Source organism: Streptomyces sp. NPDC048411 (assembly GCF_040704695.1).
GTDB lineage: Bacteria > Actinomycetota > Actinomycetes > Streptomycetales > Streptomycetaceae > Streptomyces.
Window position 1 is genome coordinate 50,733 of sequence record NZ_JBEZKL010000004.1, and the last position, 26,062, is coordinate 76,794.

General features: G+C 71.0%; 18 protein-coding genes, 1 tRNA gene and 1 pseudogene. 14 read left to right on the forward strand and 6 right to left on the reverse strand.

Going from position 1 to position 26,062, the window contains the following annotated elements:
* The first annotated feature begins 257 nt into the window (after positions 1–257).
* The 9 genes and pseudogenes from AB0915_RS02630 (at position 258) to AB0915_RS02670 (ending at position 13,551) form a co-directional block, all read left to right on the forward strand.
* Positions 258–884: a small secreted protein gene (locus tag AB0915_RS02630; protein WP_366689345.1), complete on the forward strand. Its 627-nt coding sequence runs from the start codon at positions 258–260 to the stop codon at positions 882–884.
* A gap of 80 nt (positions 885–964) precedes the next feature.
* Positions 965–2,476 carry a class I SAM-dependent methyltransferase gene (locus AB0915_RS02635; protein ID WP_366689346.1) on the forward strand — a complete coding sequence of 504 codons (1,512 nt, stop codon included), beginning with the start codon at positions 965–967 and terminating at the stop codon, positions 2,474–2,476.
* Between the two features lie 28 nt (positions 2,477–2,504).
* A pseudogene (locus AB0915_RS02640) lies at positions 2,505–3,581 on the forward strand (hypothetical protein); the annotation flags it as partial.
* A gap of 164 nt (positions 3,582–3,745) precedes the next feature.
* Positions 3,746–3,943, forward strand: a complete 198-nt coding sequence (locus AB0915_RS02645) for a hypothetical protein (RefSeq protein WP_366689347.1) — start codon at positions 3,746–3,748, stop codon at positions 3,941–3,943.
* 335 nt (positions 3,944–4,278) lie between these two features.
* On the forward strand, positions 4,279–7,134 hold the full coding sequence (topA, locus tag AB0915_RS02650) for a type I DNA topoisomerase (RefSeq protein ID WP_366689348.1): 2,856 nt from the start codon (positions 4,279–4,281) through the stop codon (positions 7,132–7,134).
* Positions 7,135–7,286: 152 nt separating this feature from the next.
* Positions 7,287–10,409, forward strand: a complete 3,123-nt coding sequence (gene tmk / locus AB0915_RS02655) for a dTMP kinase (RefSeq protein ID WP_366689349.1) — start codon at positions 7,287–7,289, stop codon at positions 10,407–10,409.
* A 119-nt stretch (positions 10,410–10,528) separates the two neighbouring features.
* On the forward strand, positions 10,529–11,734 hold the full coding sequence (locus AB0915_RS02660) for a DNA polymerase III subunit delta' (RefSeq protein ID WP_366689350.1): 1,206 nt from the start codon (positions 10,529–10,531) through the stop codon (positions 11,732–11,734).
* An 88-nt stretch (positions 11,735–11,822) separates the two neighbouring features.
* Positions 11,823–13,352, forward strand: coding sequence for an alpha/beta hydrolase (locus AB0915_RS02665; RefSeq protein WP_366689351.1), 1,530 nt, complete (start codon positions 11,823–11,825; stop codon positions 13,350–13,352).
* Positions 13,353–13,477: 125 nt separating this feature from the next.
* A tRNA-Thr gene (locus AB0915_RS02670) sits at positions 13,478–13,551 on the forward strand.
* Positions 13,552–14,215: 664 nt separating this feature from the next.
* Here the strand turns inward: AB0915_RS02670 and AB0915_RS02675 are convergent.
* The gene (locus tag AB0915_RS02675) at positions 14,216–15,142 is read right to left on the reverse strand and encodes an MATE family efflux transporter (RefSeq protein ID WP_366689352.1); all 927 of its coding nucleotides are present in this window, start codon (positions 15,140–15,142) and stop codon (positions 14,216–14,218) included.
* A gap of 56 nt (positions 15,143–15,198) precedes the next feature.
* Complete coding sequence (locus AB0915_RS02680) at positions 15,199–15,543, reverse strand: hypothetical protein (protein WP_366689353.1); 345 nt, start codon at positions 15,541–15,543, stop codon at positions 15,199–15,201.
* A gap of 128 nt (positions 15,544–15,671) precedes the next feature.
* On the opposite strand from AB0915_RS02680, the gene AB0915_RS02685 reads away from it, so the two are divergent.
* Positions 15,672–16,172, forward strand: a complete 501-nt coding sequence (locus AB0915_RS02685) for an SRPBCC family protein (protein WP_366689354.1) — start codon at positions 15,672–15,674, stop codon at positions 16,170–16,172.
* A gap of 227 nt (positions 16,173–16,399) precedes the next feature.
* On the opposite strand, the gene AB0915_RS02690 is transcribed toward AB0915_RS02685, so the two are convergent.
* The gene (locus AB0915_RS02690) at positions 16,400–16,741 is read right to left on the reverse strand and encodes a hypothetical protein (protein WP_366689355.1); all 342 of its coding nucleotides are present in this window, start codon (positions 16,739–16,741) and stop codon (positions 16,400–16,402) included.
* An 84-nt stretch (positions 16,742–16,825) separates the two neighbouring features.
* Here AB0915_RS02690 and AB0915_RS02695 point away from each other — a divergent pair, with 84 nt between their 5' ends.
* The gene (locus AB0915_RS02695) at positions 16,826–17,485 is read left to right on the forward strand and encodes a DedA family protein (protein WP_366689356.1); all 660 of its coding nucleotides are present in this window, start codon (positions 16,826–16,828) and stop codon (positions 17,483–17,485) included.
* 177 nt (positions 17,486–17,662) lie between these two features.
* On the opposite strand, the gene AB0915_RS02700 is transcribed toward AB0915_RS02695, so the two are convergent.
* Both AB0915_RS02700 and AB0915_RS02705 read right to left on the reverse strand, forming a co-directional pair.
* Complete coding sequence (locus AB0915_RS02700; RefSeq protein WP_366689357.1) at positions 17,663–18,634, reverse strand: M48 family metalloprotease; 972 nt, start codon at positions 18,632–18,634, stop codon at positions 17,663–17,665.
* A 10-nt stretch (positions 18,635–18,644) separates the two neighbouring features.
* Complete coding sequence (locus AB0915_RS02705; RefSeq protein WP_366689358.1) at positions 18,645–19,037, reverse strand: BlaI/MecI/CopY family transcriptional regulator; 393 nt, start codon at positions 19,035–19,037, stop codon at positions 18,645–18,647.
* Positions 19,038–19,444: 407 nt separating this feature from the next.
* Between AB0915_RS02705 and AB0915_RS02710 the strand changes: the two genes are divergently transcribed.
* From AB0915_RS02710 to AB0915_RS02720, 3 genes are all read left to right on the forward strand, one after another.
* Positions 19,445–21,253, forward strand: a complete 1,809-nt coding sequence (locus tag AB0915_RS02710) for a phosphatidylglycerol lysyltransferase domain-containing protein (RefSeq protein ID WP_366689432.1) — start codon at positions 19,445–19,447, stop codon at positions 21,251–21,253.
* A gap of 598 nt (positions 21,254–21,851) precedes the next feature.
* Positions 21,852–23,018, forward strand: a complete 1,167-nt coding sequence (locus tag AB0915_RS02715; protein WP_366689433.1) for an ROK family protein — start codon at positions 21,852–21,854, stop codon at positions 23,016–23,018.
* Positions 23,002–24,585, forward strand: a complete 1,584-nt coding sequence (locus tag AB0915_RS02720; protein WP_366689359.1) for a beta-galactosidase — start codon at positions 23,002–23,004, stop codon at positions 24,583–24,585. Before AB0915_RS02715 ends, AB0915_RS02720 begins: the two co-directional genes overlap by 17 nt.
* A gap of 774 nt (positions 24,586–25,359) precedes the next feature.
* Here the strand turns inward: AB0915_RS02720 and AB0915_RS02725 are convergent.
* Positions 25,360–26,040: a phosphotransferase gene (locus AB0915_RS02725; protein ID WP_366689360.1), complete on the reverse strand. Its 681-nt coding sequence runs from the start codon at positions 26,038–26,040 to the stop codon at positions 25,360–25,362.
* Positions 26,041–26,062: the final 22 nt, after the last annotated feature.

Sequence of the window (26,062 nt, forward strand, 5' to 3'; positions counted from 1 at the left end):
GCAACCCGGGGCCGCAGCTGATCAAGCAAGGGCATGGCCTGGTCAAAGAACGGGCGGGCGGCGCATTCCGATGCGCTGCCCGCCCGTTTACCGTTCGGCTGCCGGGTGCGTTCACCCGTTCGCGCGTGAGTTGTATCTCCCTCATTCCCCTTGGTGCAAATGGCTACAAAAGGACATCTATCGGACGCCTGGCACCCGGATGGAGGTCATGTGGCGTGTAAGTTCCGGGGCCGAGAGCCTTGGAAGGGACCGATCCGGTGAACAAGAAGCTTGCAGCCGCACTGTCCGGCGGTGCGGTACTGGTACTTACGCTGTCGGGCTGCAGCGACAACAGTGGCAACGACAACAAGGTCAACGACTGGGCCAAGAAGGTCTGTGACCAGGTCAAGCCCCAGCTGCAGAAGATCGCGAACGCCAACGCCGCCATCCAGCAGCAGACCGCCGACAACAGCAAGCCCGCCGATGTCCAGAAGACCGACTCGGCCGCCTTCCAGCAGATCTCGCAGGCGTACAAGGCGCTGGGCGCAGCCGTGGGTTCGGCGGGCGCACCGCCGGTCGACGGCGGCGAGACCACGCACAAGGAGGCCGTGAAGGAGCTCAACGCCTCCTCGGCCGCTTACGCGGAGCTGCAGAAGAAGGTCGACGCGCTCGACATCAAGGACCAGGCGAAGTTCGCCGACGGTCTGAAGGGCATTGCCGACGAGCTGAACAAGATCAGCACCAATGGTGACCAGGCGTTGAAGCAGCTCCAGTCCGGCAAGGTCGGCATCGCGATGGCCAAGCAGCCGGGCTGCCAGAAGCCGACGGCTTCGGTCCCGCCGGCCGCCGCGCCGTCGAAGACCCCCGAGAAGTCGGCTTCCGCGTCGCCCAGCAAGAAGCCCTGACAACGCCGGCACGATCGGCCCGGCAGCTCCGATGCTGCCGGGCCGCTGCCGTTGTCGGTGGGAGCGGCCACAATGGGCGGGTGAGTACGACCAGTCTCCCCGTGCCCGACCGTTCGCCCCGGCTCCGCGAAGCCCTGCTTGCCGCCGCCTTCACCGCCGACGGTCTCCTCGACCTGCTCGGCGCGCCCGCCTATGCCGCGCTCGCCCGCAGCGAGACGGTTCCGGCACTGCGGGCCACCCGTGGCGAATCCCCGCTCGACACGCTGGTGCGGCTCTTCCTGCTTCAGCACCCCGTCCCGTACGAGCGGGCCCGCGCCGCACTCCCGCTGGACGCGTGCGTCGAGGACGGCTGGGTGATCCGCGCGGGCGACGAGGTGCGGGCCGCCGTCGATGTGCGGCCGTACAGCGGGCCCGAGGCGCAGGACTGGTTCATCGTCTCCGACCTGGGCTGCGCGGTCGGCGGCGCGGGTGGCATCGGTTCGAGCGAGGAGGGGGTGGTCCTCGGCGTCGGTGGGGCGTCGTCCACACTCGCCGGGATCACCGTCCGTACGCCGGTCGCCTCCGCGCTCGATCTCGGTACGGGTTCCGGCATCCAGGCGCTGCACGCCGCGCAGCACGCCACCCGGGTCACGGCCACGGACCTCAACCCCCGCGCCCTCGCCTTCACCCGGCTGACCCTCGCCCTGTCCGGCGCCGCCCCGGCCGATCTGCGCGAGGGTTCGCTCTTCGAGCCGGTCGACACCGAGACGTACGACCTCATCGTGTCGAATCCGCCGTTCGTCATCTCGCCGGGCGCCCGTCTCACGTACCGCGATGGCGGCATGGGCGGCGACGACCTGTGCCGGACGCTGGTGCAGCAGGCCGGCGACCGGCTGAGCGAGGGGGGATACGCGCACTTCCTCGCCAACTGGCAGCACGTCGAGGGCGAGGAGTGGCAGGACCGGCTGCGCTCCTGGGTGCCGCGCGACTGCGATGCCTGGGTCGTCCAGCGCGAAGTGCAGGACATCACGCAGTACGCGGAGCTGTGGCTGCGCGACAGCGGCGACCACCGTACGCACCCCGCGGAGTACGCCGCACGGTACGACGCCTGGCTGGACGAGTTCGAGGCCCGCAAGACGAAGGGCGTCGGCTTCGGTTGGATCACGCTCCGGAAGTCCGCGGCCGCGGCCGACGGGAATCCGTCGGTCGTGATCGAGGAGTGGCCGCACCCGGTGGAACAGCCGCTCGGCGCGGCCGTGGAGGCCCACTTCGCGCGCCAGGACTATCTGCGGACGCACGATGACGCGGCGTTGCTCGCCGACCACTTCACGCTGGCTCCGGAAGTGATGCAGGAGCAGGTCGGACTGCCGGGCGCGGAGGACCCCGAGCATGTGGTGCTGCGTCAGAATCGCGGCATGCGGCGCGCGACGAAGGTCGACGCGGTCGGCGCCGGTTTCGCGGGCGTCTGCGACGGGACGCTGCCCGCGGGCCGGATCCTGGACGCGATCGCCCAGTTGATGAACGAGGATCCGGTACTGCTGCGCGACCGTACCCCGCAGGCGATCCGGCTGCTGGTGGAGGAAGGGTTCCTGGAGCCGGTGGGGGCGGCCTGATGAGCGCGGAGCGGACGGTGACCGCCGGTTGATCCGGATCGAGCTGGACGAGGCGGCGCTCGGCGCGACCCGGATCGCCATCAGCCCGCCGTGGGACGCTTTCTGCAGCCTGCATCTGGCCAAGCCGCACCGTACGCCCTCCTGGCCGTACGAGAAGTGGGCGGGCGGGCCTGTGAAGTGCTGCGCGAAGACGACCGGACCGCGGCGCTGCGGCTGCTGATCGACGGCCCGATGAGTTTCCCGGACTTCCTGCTGCTTCGCCCGGTCGGCGCCTCGTCCGTCGAGACGGAGCTGGACATCATCAGGGCCACGCCGCCCGAGGTCGTACGGGCCGGGGTCGAGGAGCACGTCCGGGACTCGGGGATCATCCGCGCATCCGGCCCTACCTGGCGAATCCGGAGGCGGCCTGCGCCGCGTCGGCGGATTCCTGCACCGCGTACTGGCAAGGGGCGATGGAACGGCACTGGCCGACCGTGCGACGCCTCGTCGAGGACTACCTGCTGGGCAACGCCGTTGTCGCCGCCTCCACCGCCGGTGTGTCCACGGCGGCACCATGGCCGTCGCCGACGAGCGTCGCCTCGGCACGCTCGGCGCGGTGCTGCTGAGCCCTCGGCGCCGGGCTCCGCTCTGGTTCGGGCGCGCCCTGCCGTACGTACTGAACGGCCTCCTCATCAGTGTCTTCATGCTCACCCCCGCCACTCTCCTGCTGGGTCTGCGGATTCCGGTTGGGGCGCTGCCCGGCCTTGCCGCAGTGCTGCTTGCCGCCTCGGCCGGATGCTCCGTTTTCGGCCTCGTCCTCGGGGCGCTGGGTCTGCGCTTCCGCGATGTGTTCCTGGTGTCCCATGTGGCCGCTTCCGTACTCCTGCTGCTGACCGGCGCGGATGTGCCGCGCGAGACCCTGCCGGAGTGGATGCGGGCTGTCGGGGACGTTCTTCCGCTGACCCATGCCGCCGAAGCCGCCCGGGAGTTGTCCGCAGGCGGTGGCCTCGACCGGGGACGGCTCGGCGCCGAGCCGGCTACGGGGGCCGGATACGCGGTGCTCGCCGTGGTCCTGCCGGCGGTGTTCGAACGTGGCAGCCGGCGGCGCGCGACCCTCGACCTGATGTGATCCGGCCCACGGGCGTGGCCCGGCCGGAGCGCGCTTCCGTGGACCGCGGCCCTGGAGTTCACCCGGGGTTCGCACCGGTGTCGCCGCCGAGTGACAGCCTCCCCCTGACTCGACACGGGCATCGGCCCCGGGCCGGGCATGTCACGGAGAGGCGTACGGGCATGGAGAGCGGACCTGCGGTATTCGCCGGAACGACGTTCGCGCTGTTCGGGACCGCGCTGCTGGTGTGGACGGGGGCGCGCGTCGCGCACCACGCGCCGGTGGCGTACGGGGTGCGCCCCGTTGTCTCCGCCACACTCGCCACTCTGTTCGGCGTACTTTTCCTCGCCCTCGGCGTGGGGTGCTTCACGCGTATCTGATCCACGGCTGCCGCCTCGCCGCCCACGTCCCGGGCCGTGTGATCACCCGGCCCGGGACGTGAACACGCCCGGCTGTCCCGCCACTGACCTCCGGCGGCCGCAGCACCGCCACGGCGCCGCGAAACCCGCAGGCAGCGACCGCGCGCGCCGCGTATCGGGCACTCCGGGCGGCAGGAATGGCGGAAGTCGGGTTACCGTTCGAGTGGCCGTTGCGGGCTTTTGCCGTTTGACACGGGGGCGGGTTGTACCGTCACACTCCGCAGCGACAGCACCGTCGGCAGCGTCATCGCGCTGCCCGGATGCCCACTGAGTGTCGACCGGAGAGAAGAGCGAAGTTGTCCCCGACCAGCGAGACCGCACAGGGCGGCCGCCGACTCGTCATCGTCGAGTCGCCTGCCAAGGCGAAGACGATCAAGGGCTACCTCGGCCCCGGATACGTCGTCGAGGCGAGCGTCGGGCACATCCGCGACCTGCCGAACGGCGCCGCAGAGGTTCCCGACGAGTACACCGGCGAGGTCCGTCGGCTCGGCGTCGACGTCGAGCATGACTTCCAGCCCATCTATGTCGTCAACGCGGACAAGAAGGCGCAGGTCAGGAAGCTCAAGCAGCTGCTGGCCGAGTCCGACGAACTCTTCCTCGCCACCGATGAGGACCGCGAGGGCGAAGCCATCGCGTGGCACCTGCAGGAAGTGCTGAAGCCCAAGGTCCCGGTCCACCGGATGGTCTTCCACGAGATCACCAAGGACGCGATCCAGGCCGCCGTCGCCAACCCGCGCGAGCTGAACCAGCGCATGGTCGACGCCCAGGAGACCCGCCGTATCCTCGACCGCCTCTACGGCTACGAGGTCTCGCCGGTCCTGTGGAAGAAGGTCATGCCGCGGCTCTCGGCAGGCCGGGTCCAGTCCGTCGCCACCCGACTCGTCGTCGAGCGGGAGCGCGAGCGCATCGCCTTCCGTTCCGCCGAGTACTGGGACCTGACCGGCGCCTTTGCCACCGGCCGTACCGGTGACGCCTCCGACCCGTCGACGCTGACCGCCCGCCTCAGCGCGGTCGACGGCCGCCGGATCGCCCAGGGCCGCGACTTCGGTCCGGACGGACAGCTGAAATCCGGCGCCGGCCAGGTGCTGCACCTGGACGAGACGAACGCCCGGGCCCTGGCCGCCGCGCTCGCCGACTCCGCGTTCGCCGTGCGGTCCGTCGAGTCGAAGCCGTACCGCCGTTCCCCGTACGCCCCGTTCCGTACGACGACCCTTCAGCAGGAGGCGAGCCGGAAGCTGGGCTTCGGGGCGAAGGCCACCATGCAGGTCGCACAGAAGCTGTACGAGAACGGCTTCATCACCTACATGCGTACCGACTCCACGACGCTCTCCGACACCGCGATCTCCGCGGCGAGGGCGCAGGTCACGCAGTTGTACGGCGCCGACTACCTGCCGGACAAGCCGCGTACGTATGCCGGGAAGGTCAAGAACGCGCAGGAGGCGCACGAGGCGATCCGCCCCTCCGGCGACCGCTTCCGCACACCCGCCGAGACCGGTCTGACCGGCGACCAGTTCCGGCTCTACGAGCTGATCTGGAAGCGGACCGTCGCCTCCCAGATGAAGGACGCGGTCGGTAACTCGGTCACCGTGAAGATCGGCGGCCGGGCGAGCGACGGACGCGACACCGAGTTCTCCGCGTCCGGCAAGACGATCACCTTCCACGGCTTCATGAAGGCGTACGTCGAAGGCGCCGACGACCCGAACGCCGAGCTCGACGACCGCGAGCGCCGGCTGCCGCAGGTCGCCGAGGGCGACGCGCTGTCCGCCGACGAGATCTCGGTCGACGGCCACGCGACCAAGCCACCGGCCCGTTACACCGAGGCCTCGCTGGTCAAGGAGCTGGAAGAGCGCGAGATCGGCCGGCCGTCGACGTACGCCTCGATCATCGGCACCATCCTCGACCGCGGCTACGTCTTCAAGAAGGGCACGGCGCTCGTCCCGTCCTTCCTCTCCTTCGCCGTGGTCAACCTGCTGGAGAAGCACTTCGGCCGGCTCGTCGACTACGACTTCACCGCGCGGATGGAGGACGACCTCGACCGCATCGCGCGGGGCGAGGCCCAGTCCGTGCCGTGGCTGAGGCGTTTCTACTTCGGAGAGGGCGACGACGCCGTCAGTGGCGCGGCCTCCGCCGCGGGCAACGGCGACGGCGACCACCTCGGCGGTCTCAAGGAGCTCGTCACCGACCTCGGCGCGATCGACGCCCGGGAGATCTCCTCCTTCCCCGTCGGCAACGACATCAAGCTCCGCGTCGGGCGGTACGGCCCGTACATCGAGCGCGGTGAGAAGGAGGCCGAGGGCCACCAGCGCGCGGACGTGCCGGAGGACCTGGCGCCCGACGAGCTGTCGGTCGAGTACGCGGAGGAGCTGCTGGCCAAGCCGAGCGGCGACTACGAGCTCGGCGCGGACCCGGTCACCGGCAACCAGATCATCGCGAAGGACGGCCGGTACGGTCCGTACGTCACCGAGGTACTGCCCGAGGGCACGCCGAAGACCGGCAAGAGCGCGGTGAAGCCGCGGACCGCGTCGCTCTTCAAGTCGATGTCGCTGGACACGGTGACGCTGGCGGACGCGCTCAGGCTGATGTCGCTGCCGAGGGTCGTCGGCGAGGACGCCGAGGGCGTCGAGATCACCGCGCAGAACGGGCGCTACGGCCCGTACCTGAAGAAGGGCACGGACTCGCGTTCGCTGACGTCCGAGGACCAGCTCTTCGACATCACGCTCGAAGAGGCTCTCGCGATCTACGCCCAGCCCAAGCAGCGCGGGCGCGCCGCCGCCAAGCCGCCGCTGAAGGAACTGGGCACGGACCCGGTGAGCGGTGCTCCGGTCGTCGTCAAGGACGGGCGCTTCGGCGCGTACGTCACCGACGGCGAGACGAACGCGACCCTGCGGACCGGCGACAGTGTCGAGGACATCACGCCGGAGCGTGGCTACGAGCTCCTCGCTGAGAAGCGCGCCAAGGGACCCGCCAAGAAGAAGACGGCGAAGAAGGCCCCGGCGAAGAAGGCACCCGCGAAGAAGGCGACGACGGCCAAGAAGACGGCCGCCAAGAAGACGACCGCCGCGAAGAAGACGACGGCCGCGAAGAAGACGACGGCGGCCAAGAAGACGACCGCGGCCGCGAAGAAGGCGTCCGCGTCGTCCGTCGAGGACTGACCGCACCGGCGGTCAGCGCGTTCCCGAACACCCGAGGGGCTGGACATTCCAGCCCCTCCGGCGTACGGGGGAGCACCTCCGCACCCCGCTCGGGCGCCCATATGTTCGGACGGGGCCGTCGCCGACCGCGCCGCTCCGGATAGGCTGGGCGGATGACGCGAGCCGAGCAGCCAACGGTCGTGAGCCCCACCTCCGACACACTTGCCGCAGACTCACGCGAGCGCGCCGTACGAGCCCTGTTGCGTGTTCCCCCGCTGAAGCGGTTGTGGAGCGCCCAGCTCGTCGGGAGTATCGGCGATGCACTCGCCCTTCTCGTGCTGGTGTTGCTGTCGCTGCAAGCGGCGGTCCTTGAGGGCTCATTCGGATCCGGATACCGCGGGGCGGCCTTTGCCGTCGCCGCCGTGTTCGGTGCCCGAATCCTTGCCACGCTCCTCTTCGGAGCCGTACTTCTCGGGCCGCTGACGACGCTCACCGCGCCCGGTGGACCGCTGGACCGGCGGTGGCTGATGATCGGGGCGGACGGCCTGCGGCTCGCGCTGCTCGTCGTCGCGCCGCTGTGGATCGACTGGATGCCCGACCGGGCGCTCATGATGATCCTCATCACCGTCTTCGTCACCGGCGCCGGCGATCGGCTGTGGACGGTCGCGAAGGAGAGTGCCGCCCCCGCGCTGCTGCCCTCCCCGCCCCCCGAGGGCGCCGCGGTACGCCCGCTGCCCGACCACCTCGACGCCCTGCGCAGGCTCTCCCTCCGTACGGACTTCGCCGCCGTCCCCGCCGCCGCGGCCGTTCTGTTGATCGCCGCGCTGATCGGCAATCTGCTGTCCTCGGGGCTGGAGTGGTTCTCCTTCCACCAGGCGGCTCTCGGTTCGTACGTCGCGGCCGGGCTGTTCTCCGCCTCGATCTCGATCCTCTACTTCCTCGAACTCCCCGGTTCTCCGACGCCCCGCCCGCGCTCGCCCCTGGAGGGCCTGCGACGGCCGTCCGCCGGCAGCGGCCCGGACAAGGGCCGCACCGGCGCCGTCCCGCTGCTCGTCGGCGCGTGCGCGGCCGTCGCCGGAGCGATCGCCGCCGCAGCCGCCGTCGCCGCACTGCACGCCTACGACCTCGGTGGCGGACCGGCCGCGTTCGCCCTGCTGATCCTGGCTCTGACGGGCGCCACAGGCGCCGGTATCCGTACCGCGGAGAAGGTGCTGCCCACCTTGTCGCGGCGCCGGATGCTCGCCCTCGCCACCGCCGTCACCGGGGTCGCGCTCCTCGCGATGGGCCTGGTGCCGGACACGGCGACCGTGGTGTTCCTCGCGGTCCTCGCCGGTTACGCCGCGGGTGTCGCGGCCAACACCGGCCACACGCTCGTCGACCAGGAGACCGAGGAGTCCCGCCGGGCCAGGACGACCGAGCACCTCCAGGCAGTTGTCCGGGTCCTGATCGCGCTCGGCGCGATCGCGGGACCGCTGCTGGCCGCGGCGATCGGCACCCACCGGCTGAAGGCCGGAGACTTCGTCTTCGCGCACGGTGGCGCAGCGTTCGCCCTCATGCTCATCGGCGCCCTGCTGCTGCCGGTCGCCGCGATCGTCCTCGCGAAGACGGACGACCGTTCCGGAGTGCCGCTCCGCCGTGACCTGCGCGAGGCCCTGCGCGGCGGGGAGCCGGCTGTCGCCCCCGCCGCCACTGGCTTCTTCCTCGTCCTGGAGGGCGGCGACGGGGCCGGCAAGTCCACCCAGGTCGCGGCGCTCGCCGAGTGGATCCGGGCCAAGGGCCACGAGGTCGTCGTCACCCGCGAGCCCGGCGCCACGCCGGTCGGCAAGCGGCTGCGTTCGATCCTGCTCGACGTGTCGTCGGCGGGGCTCTCGAACCGGGCCGAGGCACTGCTCTACGCCGCCGACCGTGCCGAGCACATCGACTCGGTGGTCCGTCCGGCCCTGGAGCGCGGCGCGATCGTCATCTCCGACCGCTACATCGACTCGTCCGTCGCTTACCAGGGCGCGGGCCGCGACCTTTCCCCGACCGAGATCGCCCGGATCTCGCGGTGGGCGACGAGCGGACTCGTACCGCATCTGACGGTGCTGCTCGACGTCGACCCGGAGACCGCACGGGAACGGTTCACCGAGGCGCCCGACCGGCTGGAGTCCGAGCCGCCCGAGTTCCACGCCCGGGTACGGTCCGGCTTCCTCACGCTGGCTGCCGCGGACCCGACCCGCTACCTGGTGGTGGACGCCGGCCAGGAACCGGAATCGATCACCACCGTCGTACGCCACCGGCTCGACCAGGTCCTGCCGCTCTCCGAGGCCGAGATCAAGGCCCAGGAGGAGGCGCGCAGGGCGGCCGAGGAAGAGGCCAGGCGCAAGGCCGAGGAAGAGGCGGCGCGCAAGGCGGAGGAGGAGCGGCTGGAGCGCGAGCGCCAGGAGCAGCTCGCCAAGCTCCGCGCCGAGGAGGAGGAGCGCAAGCGCCGCGAGCTGGAGGAGGCGCGGCAGCGCGAGGCCGAGCGGCAGGCGGAGGAGGCCCGTCGGCAGGCCGAGGAAGCCCGTCGGGTCGCCGAGGAGGAGCGGGCCCGGTGTGAGGCCGAGGAGCAGGCGCGCGAGGCCGAGCAGGAGCGGCTGCGCAGGCAGGCCCAGGAGGAGGCCCGGCTGCGCAAGGAGGCCGAGGCGCGGCGGCTGGAGAAGCAGCGCAAGGCGGAGGAGGCGCTGCTGCGGGCCGAGGCTGCCCGGCGGCAGGCCGAGGCCGAGGCGGCCGCGGCGGCGGAGGCCGCCCGCGCGGAGGCGGCCGCGTCCGCTTCCGTCCCGGACAACGAGCTGACGGTGCCGACGCCGGTCGTCAGCCCGAACGAGGTGACGCAGCCGGTGCCGTCACCGGTCGACACGCCTTCGGACCAGGCCGAGACCACGATGATCCCGAGGATCAGCGATACGTCCGAGCCGCCTGCGGCACGGGGCGACACGGGCTCCGCGGACGAGACGGCGATACTCCCGCCGGTACGTGACGAGCACCCGGCGGACCGCGTTCCGCGGGGCATCTTCCGCGACGAGCGCCCGGCGGACGCCGTACCGGAGGGCGAGAACGAGCGCACCCGGGAGCTGCCGCAGATCAGCGATCCGCACGCCGTCCCGGAGGCAGCCGAGGAGCGGCGTCCGGGCCGGGGCCGCCGCCGTCGCCCGGAGTGGGCCGAGGAGACTCCGCTGGACGATCTGCCGACCCTGGCCGACGAGCTGCTCGGCGACCACGACCGGGACGACGAAGGGCACGGCACCTCCGGACGGGGCCGCCGCCCGCGCCGCTGAGAGCGGCCGTGGCGGGTGGCCCGTGGGGTGAGGGGCGGACCGGATCGCCGGGAATGTCAGACCCTTCCGCCACAATGGGAAACCGGAGCCGTAGACCACCACCGGAAGGGCGGTGACCGATGACCGTATGGGACGACCTGGTCGGCCAGGACCGGGTGCAGGAGCAGCTCGGTGCCGCCGCCCGGGACGCCGATGAGCTGGTCACCGCCATTTCCGCGGGGGGTTCGGTGCCGCCGGGGTCGAAGATGACCCACGCCTGGCTGTTCACCGGACCGCCGGGTTCCGGGCGGTCCACCGCTGCCCGCGCCTTCGCCGCCGCCCTCCAGTGCACCAGCCCGGACCGCGCGCTGGGCGGCGCACCGGGCTGCGGTTTCTGCGACGGCTGCCACACCAGCCTCATCGGTACGCATGCCGACGTCGAGGTGGTCCGTACGGACCTGCTCTCCATCGGCGTGAAGGAGACCCGTGAGCTGGTCCGCCGCGCCCAGCTGTCCCCGGCCGTGGGCCGCTGGCAGGTGATCATCCTGGAGGACGCCGACCGACTCACCGAGGGCGCGGGAAACGTGCTCCTGAAGGCGGTCGAGGAGCCCGCGCCCCGTACGGTGTGGCTGCTCTGCGCACCCTCGCTCGAAGATGTGCTGCCCACTATCCGGTCCCGCTGCCGTCACCTCACCCTGCGCACGCCCCCTGTCGACGCCGTTGCCGATGTACTGATCCGGCGTGACGGAATCGAACCGGAGCGGGCCGCGGCAGCCGCTCGCGCCACTCAGGGGCACATCGGCCGGGCCCGCCGCCTGGCCACCGACGAGAAGGCCCGCGCGCGCCGCGCGGCCGTGCTCAAGCTTCCGCTCCGGGTGGAGGACATCGGTGGTTGTCTCAAGGCCGCCCAGGAGCTGATCGACACCGCCACGGAGGACGCGAAGCAGGTTTCCGAGGAGGTGGACGCCAAGGAGACGGAGGACATGAAGGCCGCACTCGGCGCGGCTGCCGGAGGCCGGATGCCGCGCGGCACGGCAGGGGTGATGAAAGAGCTGGAGGACAAGCAGAAGCGCCGCAAGACCCGTACCCAGCGCGACAGCCTCGACCTCGCCCTCACCGACCTGACCGGCTTCTACCGCGACGTCCTGGCGCTGCAGCTGGGCTCGCAGATCGCCCTCGCCAATGTCGATGTACGGGACGCACTCGACGGCATCGCCCGGTCCTCGACGCCCGAGCGCACCCTGCGCCGGATAGAGGCCGTGATCGCCTGCCGCCGGGCGCTGGACCGCAATGTGGCGCCACTGCTCGCAGTGGAGGCAATGACGATGGCTCTGCGCGCCGGCTGATCCGTCCGCGGCCCTCGTTGCGCACCGCCGATTCATCCGAATGGGTGACGAAACGGGCCAGTCGCCCCGTGAGGGCTACGCTCCGGGCATGGATACCAGGCGTCTGCTCCGTACCTTCGCCACCGTGCTCGGCACGACCGGCCTGCTCATCTCCGGCTGCAGCAAAGGCAGTACGACGACGAGCCCGTCGAGCCCGACGCCCGCCGCACCCGCGGCGCTCCAGCCGTACTACGCGCAGCATCTGAACTGGCGGGACTGCGGCGTCTCCGGTTTCCAGTGCGCCACGATGAAGGCGCCGCGCGACTACCGGAAGCCGGACGGCGGCGACATCAAGCTGGCTGTCTCCCGTAAGAAGGCCACCGGTCCGGGCAAGCGGATCGGCTCCTTGCTGGTGAACCCGGGCGGACCCGGCGGCTCGGCCATCGGCTACCTCCAGAACTACGCGGCCCTCGGCTACCCCGCCGCGGTCCGCGCCCGCTACGACATGGTCGCCATCGACCCGCGCGGCGTCGCCCGCAGCGAGCCCGTCGAATGCCTCACCGGCCCGCAGATGGACGCGTACACCCAGGTCGACCAGACCCCCGACGACCGTGCCGAGGTCACGAAGCTGGGCACCGCCTTCGACACGTTCGCGGACGGCTGTGAGCAGCGCTCCGGCGCGATCCTCCCGCATGTCTCCACCGTCGAGACGGCCCGTGACATGGACATCCTGCGGGCCCTGGTCGGCGACGAGAAGCTGACGTACCTCGGGGCGTCGTACGGCACCTTCCTCGGTGCGACGTACGCCGAACTCTTCCCCGGCCGGACCGGCCGCCTCGTCCTCGACGGTGCGATGGACCCGTCGCTTTCGTCGCTGGAGATGAACCGCGACCAGACGGCGGGCTTCGAGGTCGCGTTCCAGGCCTTCGCCGCGGACTGCGTGAAGAGGTCGGACTGCCCGCTCGGCACCACCTCCACCGCGGACGCCGCGGCCCGGCTGAAGCAGCTCTTCACCGACCTCGACGCCAAGCCCGTCCCGGCCGGTGACTCCCGCAAGCTCGGCGAGTCCCTCGCCACCACCGGTGTCATCGCCGCCATGTACGACCAGGGGACCTGGCCCCAGCTCCGTGGCGCCCTCGCCGGCGTCCGGGCGGGCGACGGGTCCGGCCTGCTCGCCCTGTCCGACAGCTACTACGAGCGCAAGCCGAACGGTACGTACGCCAATCTGATGTCCGCCAACGCCGCGGTGAACTGCCTGGACGCGCCCCCGGCCTTCACCGGCCCGGACGCCGTCGAGCAGGCCCTCCCCAGCTTCGAGAAGGCCTCCCCGGTCTTCGGCGAGGCCTTCGCCTGGGCTGCCCTGAACTGCGCCCACTGGCCCGTCGCGCCCACCGGCACCGCGCACCGCATCACGGCGAAGGGCGCGTCCCCGATCGTCGTGGTCGGCACCACCCGTGACCCGGCGACTCCGTACAAGTGGGCCCAGTCCCTCGCCGCCCAGCTCTCCTCGGGCAGGCTCCTCACGTACGAGGGAGACGGTCACACCGCGTACGGCCGCGGCAGCCACTGCATCGACACGGCGATCAACACGTACCTCCTGGACGGCACCCCGCCGGCCGACGGCGCGAGGTGTTCCTGACCTCCCGCGGCTCCCTCCACCCCCTGACCTGCGCATTCGGCTCCGGAGGCGGGTGGTGCGGAGCACCCTCCGAAACTGTGTAAACTTAGCGACGCTGCTGCTCGCACCATAGTGCGACAGGGCGTGCCGCCTTAGCTCAGTTGGCCAGAGCAACGCACTCGTAATGCGTAGGTCTCGGGTTCGAATCCCGAAGGCGGCTCTGTGGCGAGTGGCCAGGTCAGGGTTCTGACCTGGCCATTTGTCGTTCCCTGAACTCCTAAAGATCTAGTCCAGTCGTCGCCGAAGCTCGGCAGAGGGCTGACGGGAACGCGATGGGAACGAAATTGGCAGTGCGTAGGTCGATGCTTCGACCGCCCCATCGGCGATGGCAACAGCCCAGCGGCAGAGCTGGAAGGGTGAGCTGATCTCGACACTGCTTGAGAGCGTTTGATCGGCTGCACTCGGCGCTCACAGTTGCGGCGGAGCCGAGCGGCCGAGGGCGCTGTGAGGTCACGATCCGCAGACGATGACCAGCCTCGCGCGACCATGGATGCTGGCGTGGTCCCTGGTCTGGATGGGAAGCAGTACCAGTCTTCTGGAGTAGAAGATCCTCTCAGTCCCTACGCCTCGATCAAGGCGTGGGGCCTCCGAGTCCCGGTCCAAGACCGCTGGGCCTCGCTTTCACGAGCCGGACCGTCCGGGGTGTGATCAAGCCATGCCACTCGTGATCACGGCAGGGCAGCGCGGTGACTCCCCGCAGTTCCAGGTTGTCGTGGGGCAAGCACGACGGCCAGGGGGCGCACCCCACGCGGGTCGCGCGGGGCGGGCACATCGGCGAGCCGCTCCAGCAGCCAGCGCGCTTGACGGATGACCAGGACTGGCGGTCAGGTCCTGGATGCGGGTGTAGGCGTCGGAGACGGCCCTGCTCCAGGGTCAGTCGGCGGCGACTTTGGGGATCCGGCGGCGTCCGCTGCGCACAATGCGGGCGGGGATGTCCAGGATCCGTAGCCGGAGGGTGTCGGGTTCGGTGCGGGACTCCTCACGCGAAGAGCATCGCGGCATGCCTCCGCCGCAACGCTCGCGACTTCAGCCGACCCCTGGCCATGCTCGGCCGCGCGTGAGCGCAAACCGGATGTCAGCCGACTACGCCGAAGCCTTGCGGGCGAGGCTTTGAGCAGGAGGGGTTGGATGCCTGCGCCGAGGGCCATCGCCAGCCACACCCCGTTGACGCCGGTCAGCCGCGAAAGCGCGTATCCGGCCGGCAGTTGGAGGGCGAAGCCGAGTCCGGTGGCTCGGACGAGAGCGCGGCCCCGGCCTGTCGCCTGGAGCACTCCGCCGAGGGCGACGACCAGCGCGTACGGGGGCAGATAGAGCCCCATCAGTCTGAGGAAGGCGACGGACTGCTCGGCAACAGCCGGATCGCTGGTGAACAGGGCGGTGACCGGGCCGGCGGCGACGGCGCACAGGACGCTGAAGGCGGCGCTCACTGCCCCGGCCGAGAGTGCGGTGTTGCTCGTCAGCGAGGGGAGTTGGGTGTGCTCGTCGGCTCCGGCGAGGCGGGCCGCCTCGATCGCGGCGGCCTGCCGGATGGCATAGAAGGCCATGGTGGCTGTCAGCAGCACGCGATAGCCGACGCCGTATCCGGCTACTGCTGTCACGCCGAACGAGGCCACCAGACCGAGCTGGAGTGTCCCGACCGCCATGCGGGCCGTGAAGTCGACGCCGAACGGTGCTCCTGCGGCCAGGATCTGCCCAGCCGTACGGACTGTGTTCCGTTGCCTGCCCGGGACGCGCCGGCGCCGCCGCAGCACCAGGGTGACTGTCAGGGCGACGGTGCGGGAGGTGACCAGGGCGAGCGCTGCGCCGGTCAGCCCACGGGCGGGCAGTGGTCCGGCGCCGAAGAAAGGATCTTCGTCTCATTCGGGGTGCCGGTCCGGGCGTGTGCACCGAGCCGGCCCGTCCGGGTCGGCGGTACTGGGCGTACCCGCAACCGGTTCGGGTCAGGCCGCTTCGGCGGGGAGGCCGTGGGCTTGGCCTGGCAGTGCAGGTGGTGGTCGAAGGCTGCCCGCCGTTCCAGCAGAGTGCCCTCGAACTGGCCGGGCAGCTCGAATCCGATCCACCCGAACAGGGCCAGTCGGCAGCGTGCGGCCTCGACGATCTCCCTGGCCGGCTCGGTGCGGGCGCGCTCGCGCGCGGTTCGTGGGGCGGTCATGGCGGGACCCTCGCCGGGCACCTGTCGCAAAGCGAGAGCACCGCTCTTGACTCGAAGCGCCGCTCCAAGAGAGCATTGCTCTCGGACCGGAGCACCGATCCAATCCAGTCCGTCCAAGGGGGTTCGTCATGAAGCTGCTCTACCGCGGTCCGGTCCGGCAGGAACTGCACGAGCGGTACGCGAAGCGCCGCCGGATCGACGGGGCCGCGCCCGTGGTCAGCGCATCGGAGGTGCGGATCGAGGCGCCGGTCGAACGGGTCTGGCAGCTCATCGCCGACCCGGCCGGCTGGCCGCAGGTGCTGCCCGGGCGGCGGGTGCTCGAACTCGACGCCGGCGTGGTCGAGGATGCCGACTTCGTCTGGGCGATCGGCCGGACGGTCATCCGCGCCCGGTTCGCGGTGGTCGATGTCAACCGTGAACTCACCTGGAGTGCCGTCGCGATGGGCGTCCGGGCGATCGACCGGCAGGTGCTGACACCGACCCGGGACGGCGCGACCGTGCTGCGCATCGAGGAGTCGATGGCGGCACCGCTGGTCGGCCTTCTCTTCTCCGCCGACCGGCTGCGGGGGCAGCACGAGGAGTGGCTCCGGGCGGTGAAGGCCGCCGCTGAGCGGCAGGATCGAATGTGAACGGCCACTCCCGGTGCGGCCTCCTGTCCGGCCGCGCACACTGGCCCGGCAGGTGTGGAAGGTGAAACGGCGTGCTGGGTCGAGCCGCCGCCAGGGGTTGGTGCACCGAGCCTGCGGGTTGGGGTCGTCGCAGGTCGACTTGGCCCGCCCAGATGGTGGCCCGCGCCGCAGGCCGGGCCGAGCAGGCCCGGCCGCGCGACCTTCTGGGGCGAACTCGGCGGGCGTGCTCAGGACGGCGCCGAGGTACGTCCGGTTCTCCGCTTCCCCGGCCGTTCGTCGGGCAGGGAGCGGGGCAATCCGAAGGCCGGGAAGATGCTGGTGTCGCCGAACCAGGTGATCGCGGTGATCGCGTCCCGGTCCGCACTGAGCACCAGCAGCCCGTACGGGCGGGCGATGGGCGCAGGTGGGGTCGGCAGGTAACAGGCCAGCGCGGGCTGGCCGTTGGCGCGAACGGGGACCGCGCGCAGTGCCCTGCCGCGGGCTCGCGCACGGTCGGCGAACCCAACGGCCAGCAGTGCCGAGCACCGGGCGCGGCTGGGGCCGCGCGCCGCGCTCGGCCCGACGCCCACTGCTACGCACCTAGAGTTAATTTCGGCTCCCCCCGCGAGGACGGGGCGTTAACCCGGGGCCGACATGCGCCGAAGGGATGGCTGATGCACACGATCACCGACTGGCTCGGCAGCCTTTCCGGCCCTGTGGTCTACGCCGTCGTGGCCGCCCTGGTCTTCTGCGAGGACGCCCTGTTCGTGGGCTTTGTCCTACCCGGGGAGACCGCAGTGGTCATCGGCGGCGTCCTCGCGAGCCAGGGCAAGGTCTCCGTGTACTGGCTGGCCCTGGCCGTCGTCCTCGCCGCCATCGCCGGAGACAGCGTCGGCTACGAGATCGGCCACCACTACGGCCCCCGGATTCTCGAGACCCGTCCGCTTCGCCGTCACCGCGACCGCGTCGAAAAGGCCCAGGACATGATCCGCAGCCGTGGGGCCGCCGCTGTGTTCTTCGGCCGCTTCGTCGCGTTCTTCCGTGCGATGATGCCCGCTCTGGCCGGCATCTCCCACATGCCCTACCGCCGCTTCCTGCCCTTCAACGCTCTCGGCGGCCTGGTCTGGGGTACGGGCTTCACGCTGCTGGGATACTTCGCGGGTAGCGCCTACACCAAGGTCGAACACCAGGTCGGCCGAGCCATCGCGGTGGTCATCGCCGGTGCCGTGATCGCAGCGCTGATCGTGTGGCACCTGCGGCGGCGTCGGCATCAGCGCGCCGCCGAGCAGCCCCCAGGCAGCGATGAACGCGGCAAGCCGGGAGACGACGAATAGCGGCCGGGCAGGTGGCCGACCCGACTCTCCTGCCACGGATATGCGCAGCATGTCGGTTGGCGCGAACGTAGGCCCCGCCAGCCGACTGCCGCCGCCGTTTCGGGTTAGCGGTCAGCCGCCCGCCTTGCTTGGCTGAGGGAATTGCCGTTGTGTGCGCGTGGCCAAGCCGGCGCTCGCTCAACCGCGCGAGGCACCGTGCTTGGCGAGCTCCAAGAGTGTCTCCAGGTCGTGCGCCGCCTCGGCGGCGCACAGTCCGGTTGCCAACAGGACACCGACGGTCGCGGCGAGCGGCAGGGAGCGGCTGCGAAGGGGCGGGGCGAGCAGGGCGGCAACTCGGCGGGGCACCGGGCCCGGCCCGGCCTGCGAGAAGCGGCCCAGGCTCAGCCCACCCACGATGGCCAGGGCTGAGGCTGGAATCCAGGTGCGGCCCCGGGTGCGCCGGGCAGCGAGGGCTGCTTTGCCCACCGTGTGGGCGACCTGTCGGCGGTCGCCAATGGCGGTGGCGGCGCTCTCGTCGGCCCATCGCTCGACTGTGTAGGTCACCGTGGTGGCGAGGGAGCGCAGCAGTGGGTTGGCGGCGGCGGCCAGGTGGGCGACGGCCACGAACAGGTGGTGATGGTGCTTCAGGTGGGCGCGCTCGTGGGCGAGCAGGACCTCGTGCTCGGCGGGGTCGAGGGCGTCGAGCATTCCGGTGGAGACGACGATGCGGCCCGGCAGTCCGGGGACGGCGAAGGCCTCGGCGGCGGGATCCTCGAGGATGACCAGTTGGTCCTGGCCCGGGAGGCACGCGGCTTCGGACGCGGAGGCGACCAGGGTGCGGACCCGTCGCCAGAGCATGCGGGCCGCAGCAGTGCCCGCAGCGGCCAACAGGGCGCCGGCGAGCAGGCCGACCGACAGTGAGGCCGGGTCGTCGTGCTGGGCGATCTCCGCCGACCATCGCCCCTGCGCGAGGCTGGCGAGCAGCGGGATGCGGATCAGGCCGGTGATCGCCAGCATGCCCAGGACCAGGCTGCTCGCGGTGGCCAGCACCAACGCTCCGACGGTCAGCAGCCAGGTGGCCAGGCGTGGTGGCAGTCGCTCGCCCAGCGGGCGGGCGGCCAGGGCGGCCAGCAGCGGGAAGAGCAGCGGCAGGTAGACGGCGACGCGCATCCGGTGGCCCCTAGGTCCCGCTGTCCAGCAGCCGGCGCAGCAACTGCTCGTCGTCGGCCGACAGGTCGTCGACGAAGGTGGTCAGGACGGCCTCGCGGTCTGGGCCGTTCTCCAGGACCTGGCGCATCTTGCGGGCCGCGAGTCCCGATTCGTCGGCGACCGGGGTGTAGGCGAAGGCTCGCCCGCGCTGGCTGCGCTTGAGCACGCCCTTGGCGTAGAGCCGGGACAGCGCGGTGACGACAGTGCTGTAGGACAGGCCGCCGCCGAGTTGCTCCTTGACCTCGCCGGGGGTCAGCGGGTCGGGGGTCGCGTGCTGCAGGGCCGCCAGGACCTCTGCTTCCAGCTCGCCCTTGCCCCGCTGTCCGAGTGTGCTCCGGGGCGGGATCGGTTCGGGTGCGGCCATGGGCTGGTCACCTCCTGCGCTATCTTCTACATTCACGTAGATGTTCTACGTTCCCGTAGAAGCTACTGTCCAGAGTCTGCCAGGCCCGCACGCCCGCGCGCGCCGGGGCGGCGAACCCGGGAGGATGTGCGTGAGCGCAGCGAGTGCCGTCCACACGCCGCAAGAGGCCATCGCGGCCCGCACCGAGGCCCTGACCAAGGCGTACGGCTCCGGCGCTCGGACACGTGAAGCCGACCGGCGTCACCTTCGCCCCCCGGGCGCGCCCTTCCTCCACGGCACGCCCATGAAGGTCCACCACCTCTCATGCTTCGAAGTGGAAGTGGACCCCCCACCGCAGCCCCTACACCAGGCAGATGTGAAGCTCCGTGTCCCTTGACCCGTCCCCCGAGCAAGCGCACCGCCGCGCCCTGCACACGCTCCGCAGTCAAGCCGCAGCCGTCCCCCGGGCCTGGCTCCCGCGCGCGGTCGGCTACGCCTGCCTGCTCATCGGCCTCCTCGACATCGCCAGCGCCGTGTTCCCCAGACTGCGGCACAGCAGAGTGCACGCGCTGGCCGGTCAACTCCCGGGTGGGACGACCACCCTCGAAGCCGCCGGCACGCTCATGGTCGGCGTTCTGCTGGTGCTGCTCGCGCACGCGTTGCGCCGCCGCAAGCGCCGAGCCTGGCGCACCGTCTGCGTCCTGCTGTCGACCAGCGCGGCCCTGCACATCGCACATGGGCACCAGATCGGCCCGACAGCCCTCTCGCTCGCCCTGCTCGTGGTGATGCTCATCCACCGCCGCGAGTTCTATGCCAAGGCCGACCCGCGCACCCGCTTGCGCGCCCTCGTCAACCTCGTTGTCATGGGCGCCCTGAGCGTGGTCATCGGCCTGGTGGTCGTCGCCGTCCACACGCACTCCGCGACCGGCAGCCCCGGCCTCGGCGAGCAGCTGCAGGAGACCATGTGGGGCCTCTTCGGCTTTGAGGGCCCGATCCGCTACAACCCCGAGGGCACCGAAGAGGTCGCGAATTCACTCGGCGCACTCGGCCTGCTCACCGCCCTGACAACCGGCTACCTCGCGCTGCGCCCGGAGAAGCCCGAGCCGGAGCTCACCCCGGAGGACGAGGCCAAGGTCAGGGCGCTGCTGGAGCGGCACGGTGGACGCGACTCACTGGGCTACTTCGCGCTGCGCCGGGACAAGAGCGTGCTGTTCTCGCCCACCGGTAAGGCCGCGATCTCCTTCCGGGTGGTCTCCGGGGTGATGCTCGCCTCCGGCGACCCGGTGGGAGACGTCGAGGCATGGCCGGGCGCGATCAAGGTCTTCATGGCCGAGGCCCGCGAGCACGCCTGGGTACCGGCCGTCATGGGCTGCAGCGAGGTCGGCGGCGAAGTCTGGACCCGCGAGGCCGGGCTGGACGCGATCGAACTCGGTGACGAGGCGATCGTGGACGCCACGACGTTCTCGCTGGCGGGGCGCCCGATGCGCAACGTCCGGCAGATGATCAAGCGGATCGAGCGGGCCGGGTACTCCTGCCAGGTCCGCCGGGTCGGCGAGCTGACCCTGGAGGAGAAGCGAAAGATCGCGGACGCCGCAGCCCGATGGCGCGGCACCGACACCGAGCGAGGCTTCTCGATGGCGCTCGGCCGTTTCGGCGACCCGAACGACGACGACTGCGTGGTGGTCACCGCACACAAGGCTCCGGAGGAGCGCGAACCAGGTGCCACGACCGGCGACGACCTCAAAGCCGTACTGCACTTCGTCCCCTGGGGCAAGGAGGGCATCTCGCTGGAGCTGATGCGCCGCGACCGCACCGCCGACCCCGGACTGAACGAACTGCTGATCGTGGCCGCCCTGCAGGCGGTCCCGGCCATGGGCATCCACCGGGTGTCGCTGAACTTCGCGATGTTCCGCTCGGCCCTCGCCCGGGGCGAGCGAATCGGCGCCGGCCCGGTGTTGCGCGCCTGGCGTGGGTTGCTGGTGTTCGTCTCGCGCTGGTTCCAGATCGAGTCGCTGTACAAGTTCAACGCCAAGTTCCAGCCCGAATGGGAGCCGCGCTTCCTGGTCTACCCGAGCACCCGTGACATGCCCCGGATCGGATTCGCCGCCCTGCAGGCGGAGGCCTTCATCACCCTGGGCATGCCCAAGCTGGGCCGGAAGCGCCGGTACGAGAGCCTCATGCCCAACACGGTGACAGGGAACGGGTCGGAAACGCCCCAACGAGCCGGGGCCGCGTGAGCGTGCCTCGACAGATGCCTCCCTGCCGGCCGCCTCCGCCCTGGTCGCCCGGCTGAATCAGGCTTCCAAGCACGGGAGCGCGTTCGGCTCGTACGGCTTCTACAAGAGCCTCGGCTGCACCGCAGGGCCGCTGCCCCGTGGTGCGGTCGTCTACCTCGGTGGTCTGCCGCCGCTGTTCGGCGTTATGGCCGGCTTTGCCATCGCCGTCGCGGCGTGGGCCGCCGTCGCCGTACCCGCCGTCCCCCGCTGCCCCGCGCCCGACAGACCGTCATCGACCTTGCGCGGCGACTCGGCCAGGGCGACTTCCTGCGCCCCACCACCGCCCTGGCCTGCGCCACGGCAGCACTGTCGGTCGGCGTCGGATTCCTCCCCGTCTCCGGCCCGGTGCCTGGCTGCGGCGGAGCAGTCGCTGGAGAGCGGCCCTCGCCGACGCGGTCGCCGCCCGGGAGTTTGCCGCTGGTGAGCCGGCGACGCCGTCCGAGGACTCTGCTGTCCTCCCCTCCCTTGCCATTTCTTTTCTTGACGCGCAAAAATATCTCCATCACACTCTTGGCAACACTGAGTCGGCCATGTGATGGAGAGGCGTGATGTGAGCGCGATGACGGCCCTGGTCCCGGACCAGACGGGAGCCGAGATCTTCGCCCAGGTGCTGACCGCCGGCCCGATCTCCAGAACAGTGATCGCGCAGCGACTCGGTCTGTCACCCTCCACGGTGACCCGGCTGCTCTCGCCGCTGATCGAGGACGGCTATCTGAGCGAGACCGGACAGCAGAGCGCGTCGGGTCTGGGCCGCCCCCAGCGCCTGTTGCGGGTCAATACCGAGCAGCACCTGGTCGTCGGGATCCAGATCGCACGCACACATGTTGCGGCCGTGCTCACCGACCTCGGTGCACGTCCGCTGCACCGCCTGGAGCAGGTGCTCGATTCCCTGGAGCCCGCTCATGTGCTGTCGGTGGCGGCGGAGTTGACAGACCGGCTCATCGCGCAGGCGCCGAGTGCCGACGCGAGGGTGCTGGGCATCGGGGTCGGCGTGGGCGGCCACGTCGATGCGGCGAGCGGGGTGTGCCGTTCGGCGGTGCGGCTGGGCTGGACGGATGTTGCCGTCGCCGCTCCGCTGACCGCGGCCACCGGGCTTCCGGTGGTGGTGAACAACGACGTCAACGCCCTGGTCATCGCTGAGCGTTGGTTCGGTGAGGGCCGGGACGTCGGTTCATTCGCCGTGATCTCGGTCGGACGCGGCGTCGGTGGTGCGCTGATGCTCCACGGAGTTCTCCACTCGGGTGTCGGTGGACTGGCCGTCGAGTTCGGCCATCTGCCGATCGAGCCGAATGGTCCGGACTGCGCCTGCGGCAACCGCGGCTGCGTGGAGGCGCTGGCCTCCTCCGATGCGGTGCTGCGGATGTTCCGCGAGGCCGGTGGTCGGACCGAGGCCGACTACGACGCCGTTGTGGAGCTCGCGCGGTCGGGGTCGGAGGTTGAACGACGTGCCGCGCTCGATGCGTTCGCCGTGGCAGGCGACGCGCTTGGACGCGGACTGGCATGTCTGTGCAACCTGCTCAACCCGGGACTGATCGTGATCGCGGGTGAAGGCGTGGTGGCCTACGAGTACTTCGGGCCCGCCATGACTGCAGCGTTGGAGCGCCACGCCGTCTCCACCGCGGCCCGCGACTGTGTGATCAAGGTCGACGAGGCCAGCGAGACGTTGTGGGCGCGGGGTGCCGCCTGTCTGGCCATCAGGGAGAGCGTCCGTGCCCGGTTGTCCTGAGCGCCCGCCCCGTCCCGCTTCGCTCGGCCTTGATGTGATCGCCCGCCCCGGCCCGTACATCTGCGCCGAATGGGACCTGGGCGGGCTCCCGGCCTGGCTGCTCGCCGACGAGTCCCTGCGCCTGCGCACCGCCGACCCCGCCTACCTGGCCGCCGTGGATCAGTGGTTCGACCAGCTGATCCCGGTGCTCGCCGAACTCCAGGTCTTGCGCGGCGGCCCGATCGTCGCCGTCCAGGTCGAGAACGAGTACGGCAGCTACGGCAACGACCGGGCCTATCTGGAGCACCTGAAGGACGGCCTCGTCGCGAGGGGCATCGACTGCCTGCTCTTCACCTCCGACGGCCCAGAGGCGCGCATGCTCGCCGGCGGCACCCTCCCTGGTGTGCTGGCCACCGCCAACTTCGGCTCGCGCGCCAGCGAGGCCTTCGACGCCCTCGCCACGTTCCAGCCCGACGCCCCGCTGGTCTGCATGGAGTTCTGGAACGGCTGGTTCGACCACTACGGCGACCCCCACCACGTCCGGGACACCACCGACGCCGCCGAGGCGCTCGACGGGATCCTCGCCGCCGGTGGATCGGTCAACATCTACATGGGCCACGGCGGTACCAACTTCGGCTGGTGGGCCGGAGCCAACCACACCGGCAAGACCCTCGCCGACCCCGGCTACATGCCCACCATCACCAGCTACGACTACGACGCGCCGATCGGCGAGGCCGGCGAGCTGACCGAGAAGTTCCACGCCTTCCGCGAGGTCATCGGCCGCTACGTGCCGCTGCCGGACACCGAACCGCCCGCCCAGCTGCCCCGGGTCGACCCGCAGACCGTCCCCGCCGCCCCGGTTGCGGCCCTGCGCGACAGCCTGGACCTTCTCTCCGTCGCGACGCACCGCCCGGCCCCCGAACCGATCGAGAAGCTCGGCCACCACAGCGGGCTCGTCCACTACCGGCACCGCATCACCGGACCCGGCGGTCCCGCCACGCTGACCGTCGACGGCATCCGGGACCTGGCGCAGGTCTTCCTCGACGGGCACCTGGTCGGCGTGCTCGAACGCGACGCCCCGTCTCCGACCATCGAGCTGTCCGTCCCCGAGGGCGGCGCGGAACTGGAGATCCTGGTCGAGCCCTTCGGCCGGGTCAACTACGGCCCCCACCTGGCCGACCGCAAGGGCCTGGTCGCAGGCGTGCGCCTGGACTACCAGCACCTGTTCGGCTGGGACGTCCGGGTACTCCCCCTCGACGACCTGGCGGCCCTGCCCACAGCCCCTGCCGCCGGGACCGCCGACGGCCCCGTCTTCCACCGCGCCGTCGTCGACCTTCCCGAGGCGGCCGACGCATTCCTCGCCGTCCCGGGCAGCCACCGCACCCTGGTCTGGCTCAACGGCTTCCTCCTCGGCCGCCTGCGGACCGAGCAGGGCCCCCAGCGCACCCTCTATGCCCCGGCGCCCTTGTGGCATGCGGGCGCCAACGAGGTCCTGGTGCTGGACCTCGCCGGGGCCGCCACGCCACTCACCGTGGAACTGCGGGCACAGCCCGACCTCGGGCCGATTGCGCCAGCACCCCAGTACTGACCGAGAGCAACATCGACGTTCAGTAGGCATGGAGGAGCGGTCGGCGTTGCTTCATCGGCTCGGCGAGCCCTCCGGGCCGCCACCCGCCATGCAGCATCCGGGCCGCTCCATCCGTGGTGAATTTTTTCCGCTTCCTCTCTTGACTACGGACAAATAAGGAGGAAGCTAGCTAATACACCAGAACGACCGGTGAGAGCCACACCGCCGGTGGAGACGTCCATCGACCCGAGTGACACCCATCTCGGCAACTGGCTAGGCTCCCGGAAGAGCAACGTATCGACAACGGAGTCGTCGGCGACGACTGACGGTAACGGGTCGATATGGGGCACCGGGAGCCACCGTATGTGCGGCCCCGGTCTGTGCGAGCCGACGAAACGCTGCGTAACGTCCTGCAACCGGCTGGGCTGATCTCCGACAGCGTTGCCCGTGGCCCCATGCGTGCCCGTCCTGTGTGCGAAGCCCGGAGTCGGGTCAGGAAACCCCAGGTCACTCACCGTGACCTGGGGTTCTTCCTTGTCCGGGCGAGGGGGGCGTCATCTGTGCGTGGCGTCCGCCACCCGCTCGTACCGCGACCCGTGGTGGATCCCGAATGATCCGTACGGCTCCCTCATGGCCGGCGGCGTCCACGGGCGGCGCCTCTTCGTCCCGCCGGGGCTCGACCGCGTCGCGCGTTTCGGCTGCCGGGTCATGCCGCCTTCGGCCCCCCGGGGCGCCGCTGGTCCAGACACGTTCCCCGAGATCGGACCCGTCCCGGGGGCCGGGTCCGACCGATCCTCATCCTGCCCATGCGCGGATCAGGCCCGCCGCTTCGTCGATGAACTCCCGTTCGTCCCGCGTCAGGTTCGGGTCCGCCGCGCGGCGACGGACCGCCTGGGCCAGCTGAGCGCCCGGGATGCCGCCCCGGTCGGCGAGCCGGGGGAGCAGAGCGGTGAGCAGGGAGCGGGCACCCGTTGCCTGTGAGGAGGTGCGGTCGACCGCCACCTGGGCCAGGATCAGCGACGACATGGCCCGGTCCAGGGCGGGCGGCCCCTCCGCGGCGGTCCGCCAGTCGATCACCACCGGGCCGTCGGGCGTCAGCATCACGTTGTCCGGGTGCAGGTCCAGGTGGAGGATCCGGTCCTCGGGATCCGGGGAGAGCCTGGCCGGGATCGTGTGCAGGTCGGTGAGGAGACCGGCGAGGATCGCGGCTCCCTCGTCCCCGGTGAGTGCGCCGGAGAGCAGGGACTCCCGCATGGTCGGGCCGGTCAGGCGTTGCAGTACGAGGTCGGAGGGGGTGGCGGCGGCCGGGCTCGGGCCGAGGCGGGGGACCGGGTAGCCGAAGGCCGAGAGGTAGGACATCACGGCCAACTCCGGTCTGGCGTCACTGCTGTCGCGGTAGCGGCGCAGGACCCACGCCTCGTCGATCGCGTACACATCGGCAGATCGTCCCGTGCCCAGCAGGTGGCCTATTCGCATGAGGGGAACCTACTGCTGCGGG